General features: G+C 73.7%; 14 protein-coding genes. 5 read left to right on the top strand and 9 right to left on the bottom strand.

Annotated elements, in window-relative coordinates; genetic code table 11:
• The first annotated feature begins 125 nt into the window (after positions 1–125).
• Both KBX43_RS16835 and KBX43_RS16830 read left to right on the top strand, forming a co-directional pair.
• Positions 126–884 carry a peptidylprolyl isomerase gene (locus KBX43_RS16835; protein WP_013474698.1) on the top strand — a complete coding sequence of 253 codons (759 nt, stop codon included), beginning with the start codon at positions 126–128 and terminating at the stop codon, positions 882–884.
• 70 nt (positions 885–954) lie between these two features.
• Positions 955–1932 (top strand): DUF2804 domain-containing protein, encoded by a 978-nt coding sequence (locus tag KBX43_RS16830; RefSeq protein ID WP_210885372.1) that lies wholly within the window; start codon positions 955–957, stop codon positions 1930–1932.
• A 78-nt stretch (positions 1933–2010) separates the two neighbouring features.
• On the opposite strand, the gene KBX43_RS16825 is transcribed toward KBX43_RS16830, so the two are convergent.
• The 9 genes from KBX43_RS16825 to KBX43_RS16785 form a co-directional block, all read right to left on the bottom strand.
• Positions 2011–4272 carry a catalase gene (locus KBX43_RS16825; protein ID WP_210885369.1) on the bottom strand — a complete coding sequence of 754 codons (2262 nt, stop codon included), beginning with the start codon at positions 4270–4272 and terminating at the stop codon, positions 2011–2013.
• Between the two features lie 147 nt (positions 4273–4419).
• Positions 4420–5241 (bottom strand): metallophosphoesterase, encoded by an 822-nt coding sequence (locus KBX43_RS16820; protein ID WP_069089967.1) that lies wholly within the window; start codon positions 5239–5241, stop codon positions 4420–4422.
• Complete coding sequence (gene pip / locus KBX43_RS16815; RefSeq protein WP_374226010.1) at positions 5238–6182, bottom strand: prolyl aminopeptidase; 945 nt, start codon at positions 6180–6182, stop codon at positions 5238–5240. Before pip ends, KBX43_RS16820 begins: the two co-directional genes overlap by 4 nt.
• A gap of 64 nt (positions 6183–6246) precedes the next feature.
• Positions 6247–6621 carry a hypothetical protein gene (locus KBX43_RS16810; RefSeq protein ID WP_064447456.1) on the bottom strand — a complete coding sequence of 125 codons (375 nt, stop codon included), beginning with the start codon at positions 6619–6621 and terminating at the stop codon, positions 6247–6249.
• 124 nt (positions 6622–6745) lie between these two features.
• A complete protein-coding gene (locus KBX43_RS16805) occupies positions 6746–8224 on the bottom strand; it encodes a hypothetical protein (protein WP_064447457.1) in 1479 nt (492 codons plus the stop codon).
• Between the two features lie 135 nt (positions 8225–8359).
• Entirely contained in the window at positions 8360–9322 is a 963-nt protein-coding gene (locus KBX43_RS16800) for an anti-sigma factor RsbA family regulatory protein (protein ID WP_043325136.1), read from the bottom strand.
• A complete protein-coding gene (locus KBX43_RS16795; protein WP_043325135.1) occupies positions 9319–10146 on the bottom strand; it encodes an MEDS domain-containing protein in 828 nt (275 codons plus the stop codon). Before KBX43_RS16795 ends, KBX43_RS16800 begins: the two co-directional genes overlap by 4 nt.
• A gap of 23 nt (positions 10147–10169) precedes the next feature.
• Positions 10170–11279 carry a hypothetical protein gene (locus KBX43_RS16790; RefSeq protein ID WP_043330389.1) on the bottom strand — a complete coding sequence of 370 codons (1110 nt, stop codon included), beginning with the start codon at positions 11277–11279 and terminating at the stop codon, positions 10170–10172.
• A gap of 809 nt (positions 11280–12088) precedes the next feature.
• On the bottom strand, positions 12089–12604 hold the full coding sequence (locus KBX43_RS16785; RefSeq protein ID WP_043325134.1) for a 2'-5' RNA ligase family protein: 516 nt from the start codon (positions 12602–12604) through the stop codon (positions 12089–12091).
• Between the two features lie 100 nt (positions 12605–12704).
• Here KBX43_RS16785 and KBX43_RS16780 point away from each other — a divergent pair, with 100 nt between their 5' ends.
• From KBX43_RS16780 to KBX43_RS16770, 3 genes are all read left to right on the top strand, one after another.
• Positions 12705–13211 (top strand): DinB family protein, encoded by a 507-nt coding sequence (locus KBX43_RS16780; RefSeq protein ID WP_043330388.1) that lies wholly within the window; start codon positions 12705–12707, stop codon positions 13209–13211.
• A 161-nt stretch (positions 13212–13372) separates the two neighbouring features.
• Positions 13373–13747, top strand: a complete 375-nt coding sequence (locus KBX43_RS16775; RefSeq protein WP_064447459.1) for an SCP2 sterol-binding domain-containing protein — start codon at positions 13373–13375, stop codon at positions 13745–13747.
• Positions 13744–15822 (top strand): glycogen debranching N-terminal domain-containing protein, encoded by a 2079-nt coding sequence (locus KBX43_RS16770; RefSeq protein WP_209961031.1) that lies wholly within the window; start codon positions 13744–13746, stop codon positions 15820–15822. The genes KBX43_RS16775 and KBX43_RS16770 overlap by 4 nt, the downstream gene beginning before the upstream one ends.
• Positions 15823–15828 lie beyond the last annotated feature (6 nt).

Genomic DNA, 15828 nt, shown 5'->3' with positions numbered 1-15828 from the left:
TCGCGGAGGTGGCGCGGGCGGGCAACCGACTTTCCCGGCGACCCGTGAGGCGTGCGCGTCGACATCACCCCACCCGATCCATAGACTCCGGTCGTTCTGGTACCACGAGTCCAGGGAGGACCACCGTGTCGAGCGAAACCCGAACGCACGCCGCATTACCCCTGCTGGCCCGCCTCGCCGGGGTGAGCGTGGCCGCCGCGACGATCGTCGCCGCCGCAGGTGTCGCCGCGACCGCGGCGCCCGCCGCCGACCCGGCGCCGACGAAGGGGCCGTGCGCGTACACGCCCACGCCGGACGAGCCGGCCGCCCGTCCGGTGCCGCTGCCGCCGGACCCGCGCCGCACGCCGGACCGGGGCACCGTGCGGGTCACGCTGCGCACCAACCAGGGGCCGATCGGGTTGACGCTGGACCGCGAGCAGGCGCCGTGCACGGTGCAGAGCTTCCTGCACCTGGTCCGTAAGCGCTTCTACGACCGGACGCCCTGCCACCGGCTCACCGCGTACCCGACGCTGACCGTGCTGCAGTGCGGCGACCCGTCCGGCACCGGCGAGGGCGGCCCGGGCTACCGCTACCGCGACGAGCTGCCCACCGACCTGCCGCCCGCGCCGACCGACCCGACCGGCGTACGCCGCCTGTACGCGCGCGGCACGCTGGCCATGGCCAACGCCGGCCCGGACACCAACGGCAGCCAGTTCTTCCTGGTCCAGGCCGACTCGGCGCTGCGCCCGAACTACACGGTGTTCGGTCAGGTCGACGCGGCCGGGCTGGCCACGCTGGACCGCATCTCGGCCGGCGGCATCGCGCCCACCCCGGAGGACCCGGCGCCGGTCGACGGCGCCCCGGCGGTGCCGGTGGAGATCTGCCGCGCCAAGCAGGGCCGCTGACGTGACTGCCCGGCGGGACGGCTGACGAGGCCGCCCGCCGGGCCCGCGTCGCCGCCGGTAGCCTGCGGCGATGACGCATGAGCGGGAGATCACCGAGCCGGTCGACCTGTGCCGGCCGGCCGGGCGGCTGAACCCGGACGCGGTCGGCTGGAGCCGCCGGCCGCTGCACCGGGCGAACCTGCGCGGCTGGGGCCGGGCCAAGCGGTGGGAGCACTGGGGCGTGGTCACGCCGACGCACATCCTCGGCCTGGTCGCGTCGTCGCTCGACTACGCCGGGGTGCAGAGCCTCTACCTGCTCGACCGGAGCACCGGCCGGGAGACCACGGCGGAGGCGGTGGTGCCGTTCGCCCGGGGCACCGTGCTGCCGCCGGTCAGCGGCGCCGGCCCGGTCCGGGCCCGCGGCGGGAACCTCACCATCGCCGTGGACCAGGGCCCCGACGGCAGTACGCTGCGCGCCAGCGCGCCCGGCGTCGAGGTGGACCTGACCGTGCCGTTGCCGCCCGGCCACGAGTCGCTCGGCGTGGTGGTGCCGTGGAGCACCCGCCGGTTCCAGTACACGGTCAAGGACATCGGCCGTCCGGTGCACGGCACGATCACCGTGGACGGCACGGCGTACCCGGTGGGGGAGGGGTCGTACGCGGCGCTCGACCACGGCCGGGGCAAGTGGCGGTACGCGGTGCGGTGGAACTGGGCGGCCGGCAGCGGTCCGGGCCGGTCGATCCAGCTAGGCGGCAAGTGGACCGACGGCACCGGCTCGACCGAGAACGCGGTCTTCGTCGACGGGCGGCTGCACAAGATCGGCGCGGACCTGACCTGGGAGTACGACCGCGCCGACTGGCTGCGGCCGTGGCGGATCACCGGCGACCGGGTGGACGTCACGTTCCACCCGTTCCACGAGCGGGTGGCGCGCACCAACCTGCTCGTGCTGGCCGGGGAGACCCACCAGTGCTTCGGGCACTTCACCGGCTGGGCCGCTACCGACGACGGCGGGCGCGTGGACCTGGACGGCCTGGTCGGCTGGGCCGAGGAGGCCCGCAACCGCTGGTGAGGCCGGTCCCCGCCGGACCGGGCCGTACGCACAGCGTGGGGCGGCCCCGTCCGGGACCGCCCCACGCGCGACTCGGGATCAGGCGACCGAGGCCGGGAACCTCTCCCAGACCCGGTGCGCCGCCATCAGCCGCTGCACCTCGGCGAGCACCTCGGCGCCGGAGCCACCGGTGACCACGCCCGGCGTGCCGGTGACACCGGCCTGGTTCAGCACCTCGGCGCCCGCGCCCCAGGCGCCGATCACCTTGGCGTGCCGCCACGCCTCCTCGACCAGCAGCAGCACCCGCGGGTCGACGGTGGCCGAGCCCGCCGCGCCGGCCTTGGCGTCGCGGGCCGGCAGCGCGTCCGGCGCCGGGGCCGGAGCGCCGGCCAGCAGCACCGCGTCGAACTCGACCGAGCGGCCGGTGGCGAACGTGCGCTGCACCGGCAGCCCGTCGACGGTGCCGCCGTGCGCGGCGATCAGCAGCGGCACCATGCCGGCGGCGAACACCTCCCGGCGTACCTCGTGCACGTCGCCCAGGTCGGCCCGGGCGTCAACCACGATGCCGACCATCCGGCCGTCGGCCGGCCACTCCCGGCCCACCTGGGACAGCGCCGGGCTGGGCTGCACCTCGGCGAGCGGCACGGTGGGCTGCGGCACCGGCAGGCCCAGACCGGTCGCGACCTGCTCGCACAGCACCGGGTCGACGTTGGCCAGGCACTGGAGCTGCCGCTCCTTGATCGCCTGGTGGTAGCACTTGCCCAGCTCGAACGTGTACGCCCGGATGATGTGCTCCTTCTCCACCGGCGACATGCTCTGCCAGAACAGGCGTACCTGGCTGTAGTGGTCGTCGAAGGAGGCCGGCGCGGCCCGCACCTTCGGCGCCTCGGCCACCGTCACCGGCGTGTCCACGAACGCGTGCTCCCGGTCGCCGGCCGGGAACGGGTTGCCGCCGTCGAGCGAGTTCGGCCGGTACGGCGCCACGCCCGCGTGCACCGCGTGCTGGTGGAAGCCGTCCCGCAGCATGTCGTTGACGTCGGCGTGCGGCCGGTTGATCGGGATCTGGGTGAAGTTCGGCCCGCCCAGGCGGGTGAGCTGCGTGTCCACGTACGAGAAGAGGCGGCCCTGCATCAGCGGGTCGTTCGTGACGTCGAGGCCCGGCGGCAGGTGTCCGACGTGGAACGCCACCTGCTCGGTCTCGGCGAAGAAGTTGCGCGGCGTCTTGTTGAGGGTGAGGGTGCCGATCGCCTGTACCGGCGCCAGCTCCTCCGGCACGATCTTCGTCGGGTCGAGCAGGTCGATCCCGGCGAACGTCTCCTCCGGGGTGTCCGGGAAGACCTGGATGCCCAGCTCCCACTCGGGGAACGCGCCGGCCTCGATGGCGTCGTACAGGTCGCGGCGGTGGAAGTCCGGGTCCATGCCGCTGATCATCTGGGCCTCTTCCCAGGTGAGGGAGTGCACGCCGAGCTTCGGCTTCCAGTGGAACTTGGCCAGCACGGTCGCGCCGGCCTCGTCGACCAGTCGGAACGTGTGCACGCCGAAGCCCTCCATGGTCCGGTAGGACCGCGGGATGCCCCGGTCGGACATGTTCCAGATGGTGTGGTGCTGCGCCTCGGTGTGCAGCGAGACGAAGTCCCAGAACGTGTCGTGCGCGCTCTGCGCCTGCGGGATCTCCCGGTCCGGGTGCGGCTTGCCGGCGTGGATGACGTCCGGGAACTTGATCGCGTCCTGGATGAAGAACACCGGCATGTTGTTGCCGACCAGGTCGAACGTGCCCTCGTCGGTGTAGAACTTGGTGGCGAAGCCGCGGGTGTCGCGGACCGTGTCGGCCGACCCGCGCGAGCCCAGCACGGTGGAGAAGCGGACGAAGACCGGCGTCTCGCGCCCCTGCTTGAGGAAACCGGCGCGGGTGACCTTCTCGGCGGCGCCGTTGGCGACGAACGTGCCGTGCGCACCAGCGCCCCGGGCGTGCACCACCCGCTCCGGGATCCGCTCGTGGTCGAAGTGGGTGATCTTCTCCCGCAGGTGGTGATCCTGGAGCAGGACCGGGCCGCGCGGACCGGCCTTGAGCGAGTGGTCGGTGTCGCGCAGCCGGGCGCCGTTGGCAGTGGTGAGGTACGCGCCCTGCTGCCCCTTGGCGATCTTCGGTACGCCGGTCTCGGCGCCGGTCGGGGTCCGGGTGTCCGGCGCGCCCTGCTCGGCCTTGGGCGGCAGCGGCCCGTGCGGCGTGGTCGGCTCCTCCAGCGGTGGTGGCGCGCTGCCGGGAGCGCCCGGCACGTCCGGAGTCAGCGCGTCGCCGACCTTCTCGACGGCGGCTTCGACGACACCCTTGACGATCTGGGCGGGCTTGCTGGATTCCATCAGGACCTGTCCTCCTACAGCTAAATGTCCAGGCCCCTTCGGCCGTACCCCAGCTGAGGGCGGGCAAACCGGAACAATCGCGGAATCACTGGTCAGGACCGGCGTGGCACCGTCACGCCGGTGAGCAGCCAGCGGCCGTCCAGGACGTCAGAGGATCCGCTTCATCGGCGCCGGCTCGCCGCCGCGACGCCGCCATTCGCGCGGGTAGCCCAGCGACACCTCCTCGAACCGCACCCCGTCGTAGTGGGTGGTGCGCGGGATGTGCAGGTGGCCGTAGACGGCGACGGCGGCGCGGTGCCGCACGTGCCAGTCGGCCGTCCGGTCGGTGCCGCACCACTGCGCGAACTCCGGGAACCAGAGCACCTCGGTGGGCTGGCGCACCAGCGGCCAGTGGCTGACCAGCACCGTCGGCAGCGCCGGGTCGGTGGCCTCCAGCCGCCGCCGGGTCGCCTCCAGCCGCGCCGCGCACCAGGACTCCCGATCCGGGTACGGGTCGGGGTGCAGCAGCATCTCGTCGGTGCACACCACACCGGCGTCGTACGCCACGCGCAGCGACTCCTCCTTGGTGGTGGTGCCGGGCGCGCGGAACGAGTAGTCGTAGAGCACGAACAGCGGCGCCACGGTGACCGGGCCGCCGTCGCCCCGCCACACCGCGTACTCGTCCTCCGGGGTCAGCACGCCCAGCTCGCGGCACATCGCGACGAGGGCGTCGTAGCGGGCCACCCCGCGCAACGTCACCGGGTCGTTGGGGTGGGTCCACAGCTCGTGGTTGCCCGGCGCCCACACCACTGTCGCGAACCGGTCGCGCAGCAGCCGCAGCGTCCGCTCGATGTCGGCGAAGACCTCGCCCACGTCGCCGGCCACGATCAGCCAGTCGTCCGCCGTCTCCGGTCGCAGGCCGTCCACCACCGCGCGGTTCTCCGCGTACGACACATGGAGGTCGCTGACCGCGTACAGCCCACCCGTCACCCGGCCGATCCTGCCAGCGGCGCTTCCGGATGACCAGGCTCGCCATGACCAGGCTCGCCGGCCGGGCTCTCGACCCTCGCGGTCACCTCGTCGAGCGCGCGCAGCACCTCGCGGGCGATCGCCGGCTCGGCCGCGGAGTGCCCGGCACCGGGCACGATCCGCAACGTCGCCTCCGGCCACCGGCGGGCCAGGTCGTACGCGGACACCGGCGGGCAGCACAGGTCGTACCGGCCGTTGACGATCACCGCGGGCAGGTGGCGGATCCGCTCCACGCCGTCGAGCAGCTGGCCCTCGGTGAGGAAGCCGCCGTGCACGGCGTAGTGCGACAGGATCCGGGCCACCGGCAGCGCGTGCTCGTCGGCGGTGAAGTGGGCGAGCAGCTCCGGGTCGGGGCACAGCGACGAGTTGACCGCCTCCCAGCGTCCCCAGGCTCGCGCCCAGACCCGGGCCTGCGCCTCGTCCGGGCCGTGCAGCCGCCTGTGGTACGCGGCCAGCACGTCGTCGCGCTCGCCCGGCGGGACCGGGGCGACGAACCGTTCCCACTCCTCGGGCTGGAGATGCCGCAGTCCGCCCTGGTAGAACCAGTCCCGCTCGGCGCGGCGCAGGAGCAGCACGCCGCGCAGGACCAGGCCGGTGACCCGCTGCGGGTGCGCCTGCGCGTACGCCAGGCCGAGCGTGGTGCCCCACGACCCGCCGAACACCAGCCACGAGCCGATGCCCAGCCGCCGCCGGATCGTCTCCAGGTCGTCCACCAGATGCCAGGTGGTGTTGGCGCGCACCTCGCCGTGCGGGGTGCTGCGGCCGGCCCCCCGCTGGTCGAACAGCACGGCCCGGTAGCGCTCCGGATCGAAGAACCGGCGCGCGGCCGGCACCAGGCCGCCGCCGGGCCCGCCGTGCAGGAACACCACGGGTACGCCGTCCGGCCGGCCCACCTCCTCCACGTACAGGACGTGGCCGTCACCGACCGGGATCCGGTGGGTGACGTACGGCTCGATCCGCCCGTCTTCAGCAGGCGACGTTGCCGCCGAGGTTGTCCAGCAGCGCGTCGGCGACCCAGCCGGAGACACCTGTGGTGACGTCCCGCAGGTACGTCCACGTGTAGGTGGTCTTGCCGCCAGCGGTGACCCGGTCGCCGCTGGCGAAGCAGTGGAAGTCGACGTTGTGGTTGAGCTGCCCGTACCCGAGCGAGGCGCAGGTGGTGTGCGGGCCGGTGCGGATGTTGACGTTCGTGGCGTTGAACAGCTGGCCGAACTTGCTGTCGACGTTGGAGTGCGAGTGGCTGCACCCGGCGCTCGCCGGTCCGGCCGTACCGGTCACCACGGCGCCCGCCGTGGCGACGGTCAGGACGACGGCGGCGCCGATGGAGGAGATCTTCCGCATACCCGTCAACCCCCGAATAAAGATCGAGATGCACCAGCAGATCGATCCAAATATTTGCATAGAGCAAGGTCGATGGGCAAGATGCGGCGCCACCGGCCCGGCCCGGACCGGTGGCGCCGATCGCTCAGGCGGTAGCCGGCACGCCGTTGTCCGTACCCGTGGTCTCCACCTCGGGCGCCCCGCGCGGAGCCGGCGTGCGGACCGCGAACGCGTCGAAGCTCGGCCCGTCCAGCCGCTCGACGAACGGCTCCACGACGGGCTGCTCCGGCTCGGCCGCGTCCGGCTCGGTCCGCCCGTCCCCGGTCCGCCCGTCCCCGGTCCGCGGCGCCGCGTCGGGCGCGACGGTGACCGCCGGACGCGCCGACACCTGCGGGTACTCGGCGGTCTCCCCACCGCCCGCAGCCGCCGCCATGACCGCCGCCGCGGCGAGGTCGGCGACCCGCTTGGCCTCCCGCTGCACCCGGGCCCGGGTCTCCTTGGCGTGCTGCTCGGCCAGGTCCGCCGCGCGCCGCGCCTCGTCGAGCCGCCTGCTCTCGGCGGCCAGCTCCCGGCGTACGCCGACCAGCCGCTCCTCCAGCTCCGCGCCGCTGCGCTCGATCGTGCCGATCTCCCGGCGGGTCTCCTCCAGCTTCCGGGAGACCGTCTCCAGCTCCGCCTTGAGCCCGGTCAGCGTCTCCTGCCGCTGCTGGATCTCCCGCTGCACGCCGGCGAGCTGCTCCTGGTGCGCCGTCGTCTCCTCGTCGGCCCGCTCCCGGACCTCCGTGGCGTACTGCTGCGCCTCGGCGACCAGCGCGGCGATGTCCTTCTCCGCGGCGGCGGCCCGGTCGGCCAGCTCCTGCTCGGCGGCGGCCCGCCGCTCGTCCAGCTCCTTGGCCATCGTGGCCTGCCACTGGGCCAGCTCCTGCTGGGCCTTGCTGCGGTTGGCCTGGACCTCCTGCTGGATCTGCGTCCGCGCGGCCTTCACCAGCGCCTCGGACGCCGAACGCGCCTGCTCGACCTGCTGCGCGCTCTGCTCGGTGATTCGCTTCGCCTCCTGCTGGGCCCGGTCGTGCGCGGCCTGCCCCTCGACGCGCAGCTTCTCCGCCAGCTCCCGCACGGCGGCCAGCTCCGCCTGCGCCGCGGCCAGCCGCTCCTCGTCCACCCGCTCCTGCTCGGCCCGGCGCGCGGACAGTTCCTCGTCCAGCTCGCGCCGCTCCCGCGCGGCCTGCTCCTGCGCCGCGGCCAGCAGCTTCTCCGCCTGCGCCTGGAACTCCTCCGCGCGCCGGGTGGCCACGTCGGTGATCTGCCCGGCCTGCTTCTCGGCCAGGTCCAGGATCTGGTCGACCATCGGGCCGAGGTCCCGGAAGGACGCCCGGTCCACCGCCGCCGCCGGACGCTCGCGCAACTCGGCCGCCTCGGCCTGCGCCCGCTGCGCCTGCGCGGTCAGGTCACGCACCTGCGCGTACGCCCGGTCCCGCGCGGCGGTGAGCGCGCTGACCTCGGCGTCGACCTGCTCGACGTACCGGTCCACCTGACGTTTGTCGTAGCCGCGCAGCGCCGGATCGAAGCGCGGGCGCGCGGACACGTCGTCGTGGGGTGCGAACGGATCGTCGCCGTTGGACATGCGCCATCCTCCGTCGGTTCGCCAGCGCCAGGCCGGCGGATGACCGCCCCGCAGGGCACGATGAGGCGCTACGGTACCGCGTCCGCGCGCGCGTCTCGCCCCGCCCCGCCCCTGCCCGGCCGACCGGCGTCGCGGTCAGACCGGGAAGTGCGGGTTCCCCGCCGTCAGACGGATGGTGAAGCCGCCCGCGTCGCGGTGGTGCGTCACGTGGTCGCAACTCTGGTGGCTGATCCAGAGACCCAACCCGCCGTCGGAGCCATCACCGGCCGGCAACAGTCCGGCGTACGGATCCTTCGGCCCGGGGCCCCGGTCGTGGACGGTGACCACGATCCGGTCGGGCGCGCGCCACAGCCGCATCCGCACCGGCGGCTCGCCGTGCCGCAGCGCGTTGCTCACCACCTCGCTCACCGCGATGACCAGCCCGTCGGCGCTGTCCGGCGCGAGCAGGCCGTCGTCGGCGGCACGCACCTCCGCCCGGGCCCGGGCCGGCGTCGGGTCGATCAGCTCGACCAGCGGCGTCGTCCGCTGCACCGGGTCCAGCGGCACCGGGCGGGGCTCGGTCAGGTAGCTCATCGGGTCGGTGTAGAGATCGGCCGTCTCGTGCCCGCCGTCCGGCCGCGCCACCCGGGGGTGGGTACGCGCCACGTCCGCCAGCACGTGCGACGGGGTGCTGCGGCGGTCGTAGGCGCAGATGCCCCAGAGCGGGAAGTCGTCGTAGACGTGGTTGATGGCCGACTCGTAGCGGGCCCACCAGTCCCAGGTCGAGCCGAGCAGCACCGGCGGCAGCTGGCCGACCATCCGGATCTGCGCCGCGCCCGCCGCCACGTAAGACGCGAGCAGTTCCCGGTAGGAGCGCAGCGCGACGCTGGGCCGGGCGTAGAGGTCCCCGACCGGCAGGAACGTGACCTCGGCGCCGGTGGGCAGCGCCCGGCGCACCAGCTCCGCGTTGCGCTCGTCCAGATTCACCGCCGTCGGCTCGCCGGCCGCGACCCCGTCCAGCAGGAACGGCAGCGCCACCGCCAGCAGCTCCTCGTCGGAGTCGTAGACGAACGCCTCGTGGAAGTAGCCCACGTGACCGGAGGCCGCGCCGCTCCTCATCCGAGCACCTCCACCCGTACCCCGGTCAGGCCGAGCAGCTCGACCAGCCGGGCCGGGGTCCGGTGCGGGGTGCGCAGCACCGCGACGGCGTCGTGGCGGCGGGCGTGGTCACGCAGGTGCAGCAGGCTGCGGTGATCCACGAAACGCAGCTCGGCGGCGTCGAACACGACCCGGCCCGCCACCGGCCGCGGGTCGGCCCGCTCCAGCGCGGCGGCGAAGTCCCGGTGGTTGGTCGGGTCCAGCTCGCCGGCCAGCGCCACCACCGAGTCGCCGTCGCCGGCGTGCAGCCGGAACAGCACGTCCGCGTTCGTCACCGGGTGCAGGCAGGCCAGCTCGGCGATTGCCGCGTCGCCGAGCTGCCGGCGGTCGTAGGCGCAGATCGCCGACATCGGCCGGTGCCGCATCCAGTGGTCGATGCGGTGCTCGTAACGGGCGAAGGCGTCCCGCTGGGCCGGGGTGCGGACCAAGCTCGTCGCCTCGGCCAGCACCCGCAGGCCGGTGTGCCCGGCGGTCAGCGCCTCGGTGGTGGCCCGCACGTACGCCCCGACCTGCCGGTTGGGGTCGACGATCTCGTCGTGCCGGTACGCCTCGCCGACGGGAACCAGCCGTAGCGCGTCCCGCCGGCGCGCGGCGTCGAGACCGGGAACCGAGGCCAGCCAGCCGGTGACAGTGGCACGATCCTCCGGACAGACCACCCAGACCTGCTCACCGGCGGCGAGACCGGCGCTGACCTGCTCGACCGTCAGCGCGCGCAGCGCGGCCGGGTCGTCGTAGGCGAGGCAGCCATGGGTGTAGCCCGGGTACGACACGCTCCCGCTGGTCACCGACTCCGCCTCATCGGCCCAGTCTATGCCGGGCCCACCTGGAGATCGCGCCAGGCCGTGGCCTCCGGCGGCGGGTCGCCCAGCTCGAACTCGGCCCAGTTGTTCCAGTACGCGATCGCGTCCACGTCGTTCTGCTGGCGCAGCCAGGTGACGTGGTCCCGGATCGTGCGCGCCCGGCCCGCGCCGGTGGTGTCGGTGGCGACGCGGGTCAGCCCGTACTCGGGGACCAGCAGCCGGATGCCCGGGTACGCGGCGCGCACCTTGCCGAAGGCCACCCCGAACATCCGCGAGGCGGGCCAGTACGCGGCCGTGTCCCGCGAGTAGCAGTCCACGCCGTAGTGGGTCATGCCCGGATAACCCCAGTCGGTCGGGTTGCCGCGTCCCTCGTCCAGCCAGTAGCGGGTCACGATCGGGCCGTGCCCGAGCACCCACCGCCGGTTGCGGTGCGCGGCCACGATCTGGGTCACCCGGCTCGCCGTCGCCCGGTACGTCGCCGGCGCCACGTCGCCCATCGGCTCGTGGTACCAGGTCAGGTAGATCGGGCGGCTCACGCCGTCGAGCCAGCTCGCCAACTGCTCGACGTCGTCCTTCCAGCTGACGTGCATGACGGCCGACGGCGCGTCGGCGAACTTGCCGGCGTTGAGCGCGGGCAGCTCCGGCAGCGTGTCCGCGTCCGGACCGTCAGTGCCGAAGTCGCGCATGTAACGGATGCCCGGGTAGTCGGCCACCGCCCGCTGGGTCCGCGCGCCCTTCTCGGCGCTCATCCCGACCAGCAGCGGCACGGTCAGCGTGGTGGTGCCCGTGCCGGTGCGGCCGGCGCCGTCACGCGCCGTCGCGGTCAGCGTCACCGTGCCCCGGCCGGCCAGCACGGTGACTGTGAAGCGGCCCGGTTCGGCGCTGCTGGGTGTGACCGTCACCCCCGGCGACGCGCTGGCGAGCTGGACGGTCAGTGGCACGCTCAGATCCACCCGGACCGGGCTGTCCCAGGTGACGCCGGTGGGGTCGCTGACCCGGCCGGCGAGCGTCAGCAGCCGCGAGTCGGGGTGGTAGGCGTCGACCCGTACGGTGGTCGACTGCCCGGGCAGCAGGACGGTCTGGTCGGGGGTGACGGAACGGACGACGGGTGCGGCCATGAGGCTCTCCTTCGACGTGTTTCGCTGCCGCTCCAGCCGCACGTCCTCGGGTGGCCAGAATGGCTCTGACCTGCGCTTTTACCAGCTTGCGTCGGTTTTGCCGCGATCGTCAGGGCAGCCGCAGATGGCGCGAAACCCGGTCCCGCCACGCTGTCGCGCCCGCATCCTGAACCGATGTCGGGCACTGTGCGGGGAACGCGCGTACCGGCCTGCAGAACCGCCCGGCCGCCGGCCCGGCGGCGCACCGCCGTGAAAAAGGAACGGCCCACCCCGTCACGTCGCCGGTCCGGAACGCCGTACCGGCGTGCAGGCGTACGGTGCGGTGCGCGTCGGTGGACCTGCGGCGGTGAGTCGCCGACGCCCATGTCCCGCAGCATCGGCCACAGCGCCTGCGAGCGGCTCGGTCGTCGGGGCGACCCGTGCCCACAGCCGGACCACCCGACGTTCCTCCTCGACCTCACCCCGCAGTGACCCGCCCAAGATCGACACCGGTTCGGGGAGGTGGCTGCATCAACGGTGGTCTGATGCCCCCACTTCCCCGACCTGGTGTCGATCTTGGATCGGGATGCCGCCACTTCGCCGAGCTGGTGTGGATCATGTTCCGTGGATCCGGCAGGTCGGTGGAGTTGTCGGAGGTGGGCTGCGCTCCGGTCTGGTTGGTGCGGTCTGGTTGTTGTCCGCGTAGCTGTGCTGGCCGCCGCGCGCGGTCGACCCCGATGATCGACACCAGTTCGGGGAGGTGGCTGCATCAACGGTGGTCTGATGCGGCCAGCTCGCCGAGATGGTGTCGATCTTGGTGGGAGAGTGCGTCAGGGGAGGGGGTGGGAGATGTCTCGGGCGTGGTCGGCCACCGCCGCGCCGACCACCGTCGCGGTCAGCGGCAGCACCTCCAGGCACCGGCGCACCGCCGCCCCCATCAGCGGGTTCGGCACCCGCATGGACAGCGTGCAGTGCGGCACCCAGCGTCCCGGCCGGTAGTGCTCCACCACCTCGACGCCGGCCCGGGCCAGCCGGTCGTGCACCTCGGCGTGGTGCGCCAGCAGCTCGGGCGTCGGCGCGAGACCGAGCCAGAGCACCCGGCCGACGAACTGCCCGGCGTGCTGGAACTCCAGCCGTAGCGGCGCGGCCACCACGGTTCCGGCGAGTGCCTCGGCGACGCGGTGCGGGTCCAGGCGGGGCGCCACCGCGAGCGAGACGTGCGGGCGGTGCCGCTGCGCCAGCAGTGACCGCAGGCTCGGCACCCCGTCGGACTCGAGCAGGTCCCACAGCACCCGGATCCGCCGGGTGGCGTCGGTGTCGAGATACAGCTCCAGCGCCGCGACCACCCGATCACAGTAGATGTCGGGTCCCGCGACGAGGTTTGCCGGGCACGCTGGGCGGTACTGCCCGGGAAGACGCACGAGACGGCAGGGGAGTGAGGTGCGCGTGGACGCGACGGATGTGCTGATCGAGGCGTACGGGCGGTTGCCCGATCTGGTCGCCGGGGCGCTCGACGGGCTCGACGCGGCCCAGCTGCGGCGGGCGCCGGCCGACGGGGCGAACCCGGTCGGCTGGCTGGTCTGGCACCTGACCCGGATCCAGGACGACCACGTCGCCGACGTGATGGGCGAGCCACAGCTCTGGGCCGGCGGCGACTGGGCGGCGCGGTGCGGTCTGCGGCCCGACCGCGCCGACACCGGCTTCGGGCACGGCCCGGAGCAGATCGCCGCGGTACGCCCGGAGAACGGCGGCGTGCTGCTGGACTACCACCGGGCGGTGGTGGACCGGAGCCTGGACTACCTGCGCGGGCTGCGCCCGGCCGACCTGGACCGGGTGGTGGACGAGAACTGGGATCCGCCGGTGACGCTCGGGGTGCGGCTGGTGAGCGTGCTCGACGACGACTTCCAGCACGTCGGCCAAGCCGCCTACGTGCGCGGGCTCATCCTGGGCTGAGCGCCGCCCGGCCCCGTCCCAGCGGGCCCGTCCGGCCGCTGCCGGGTCACCGCCGCGGCTCACCCGGACCGGGTGAGTTCGCCTCACCCGGGGCGGGGGGATCCTCGCGGCACGGGCGGCGCCGTCAGGCGGGTGGCCGCGACGACCGACGAGGAGGCCCGATGAGCGTCTCGGCCGCGGAACACCTGACCCGGGCCGCCGCCGGCCGGAACCCCGACCTGCCCGAGACCACCTGCGGCACCATTCGCCTGGACCTGCACGACGACGGCCGCACCGAGCACTGGTACCTGACCGTCGACCGTCAGGACGTCCGGGTGGACCGGCTCTCCGCGGACGCCGACCTGGTGGTCCGCGCGGACCGGGAGGTGTTCGACCGGATGGCGGCGGGCCTCCTGCATCCGGCCGCCGCGCTGCTGCGCAACGACATCGCCGTCGAGGGCGACCTCAAGCTGCTGATGGTGCTGCGCCGGATCTTCCCCGGGCACCCGGACGCCCGGCATCCCCGGGAGGCGGCCGGGCAGGCGGTGGCCCGATGAAGCAGGAGCTGGTCCACGTCCTCGCCGGAAACGCCTTTGCGGTCAGTGACGCGCAGGGCGACATGGAGATCGACCCCAGCGCGCCGATCGGTCTCTTCTCCTTCGACACCCGGTTCCTGAGCCACTGGGTGCTCACCGTCGACGGCGAGCGGCTGAACGCGTTGTCCCGCGACGACCTGACCTACTTCGAGACCCGTTTCGTGCTGGTGCCCGGCGCAGCCAGCCACTATGTGGACGCCGACGTGTCGGTGATCCGGCACCGCCTCATCGACGAGGCGTACCACGAGAGCATCACGGTGCTCAACCACTCACCCGAGCCCGCCGAGTACACGGTGCGGCTGGAGATGGGCAGCGACTTCGCCGACACGTCGGAGATCCTGCGTCCCGGCCCGCGCCGGCCGACGATCGTCCCCGATCCGGCCGGGCAGCGGTTGTGGATCCGGTACGAGCGCGGGCGGTTCTCCCGGGGGACGTGCGTCTCCAGCTCGGCCCCGGCGCAGGTGGACCGGAGCGGGATGACCTTCCGGATCCGCGTCGAGCCGCAGGGCGCGTGGCACGTCGACCTGCACGTCGAGATGATCATCAAGGGGGCCCGGGGGCGGGACCTGCGGGCGAGCATCGACTCCCACCGGCAGCAGGTCCGGCAGGACATGCGCGACGACCTGCGGCGGTGGCTCGACCAGGCCCCGCAACTGGTCTCCGACCGCCCGGCGCTGACCGCCGCCTACCGGCAGGCGCTGAACGACCTGGCCGCGCTGCGGTACACGCCGCTGGCGTACGTCGACCGGGTACCGGTCGGCGGGCTGCCCTGGGCGATGACGCTGTACGGGCGGGACGCGCTGATCACCTGCCTCCAGACGCTCCCGTTCACGCCCGAGCTGACCCCGGCCACGCTGCACATGCTGGCGATGCTGCAGGGCGGCCGGCTCGACGACCTGCGCGAGGAGGAGCCCGGCAAGATCCTCGCCGAGCTGCGGTACGGCGAGGCGGCCGCGTTCGACGAGCAGCCCACCGCGCTCTACTACGGCGCGGCCGACACCACGCCGCTGTTCGTGATCCTGCTCGACGAGTACGAGCGCTGGACCGGTGACGTCGACCTGATCCACGAGCTGCGTCATCCGGCCCGGATGGCGCTGGACTGGCTGACCCGCTACGGCGACCTGTGCGGCGACGGCTACCTGCGTTACCACCCGCGCAACACGGCGAGCGGAGTGGCCAACCAGACCTGGCGCAACTCCCCGGACTCGGTGGTCGACCGGCACGGCGTCGTGCCGCCGTACCCGCGCGCCACCTGTGAGCTTCAGGGGTACGCGTACGACGCGCGGATCCGCGGCGCCCGGCTGGCGCGGGAGTTCTGGGGCGACCCGGGCTACGCCGACCGGCTGGAGGCCGACGCGGCACGGCTGCGGGAGCGGTTCGACAGGGACTTCTGGCTGCCGAACCGGGGCTACTACGCGCTGGCCCTCACCCCGGACGGCGAGCCCGTCGACGCGCTCACCTCCCACCTCGGCCACCTGCTGTGGAGCGGCATCGTCGAGCCGGAACGCGCCGACTCGCTGGCCGGGCACCTGCGCGGGCCGGACCTGTACTCCGGCTGGGGCATCCGCACCTACGCCCAGGGGCAGACGCCGTACAACCCGGTGGGCGCGCATCTCGGCGCGGTCTGGCCGTGGGACAACGCGATAGTCGCGGCGGGCCTGCGGCGGTACGGCTACGAGGCGGAGGCGGGCGACATCGCCGCCGGCATGTTCGCGGCGGCGGAGACGCTCGGCGGCTCGATCCCGGAGGCCTTCGCCGGCTACCCCCGCGGGGTCACCAAATACCCGGTGCAGATGCCGGATGCCGGGCGGCCGCAGTCGTGGGCCGCCGGGGGCCTGCTGATGCTGCTCTCGACCATGCTGGGGCTGCGCCCCTGCGGCCCCAACCTGCTGGTGAACCCGGCGGTCCCGGCCGGTTACGGGCGGATCGAGCTGCTGGACGTGCCGGGCCGGTGGGGACGGGCCGACGCCTACGGCCGGGAGCGCGGCACGAGCCGGCGGCTGCGGGCGGGCGTGGACGCCCGGCGGGCCGCTTGACCCGCC

The organism is Micromonospora sp. C41, from assembly GCF_018070485.1.
Lineage (GTDB): Bacteria > Actinomycetota > Actinomycetes > Mycobacteriales > Micromonosporaceae > Micromonospora > Micromonospora chalcea.
This window is presented reverse-complemented; position numbering and strand designations above follow the sequence as displayed.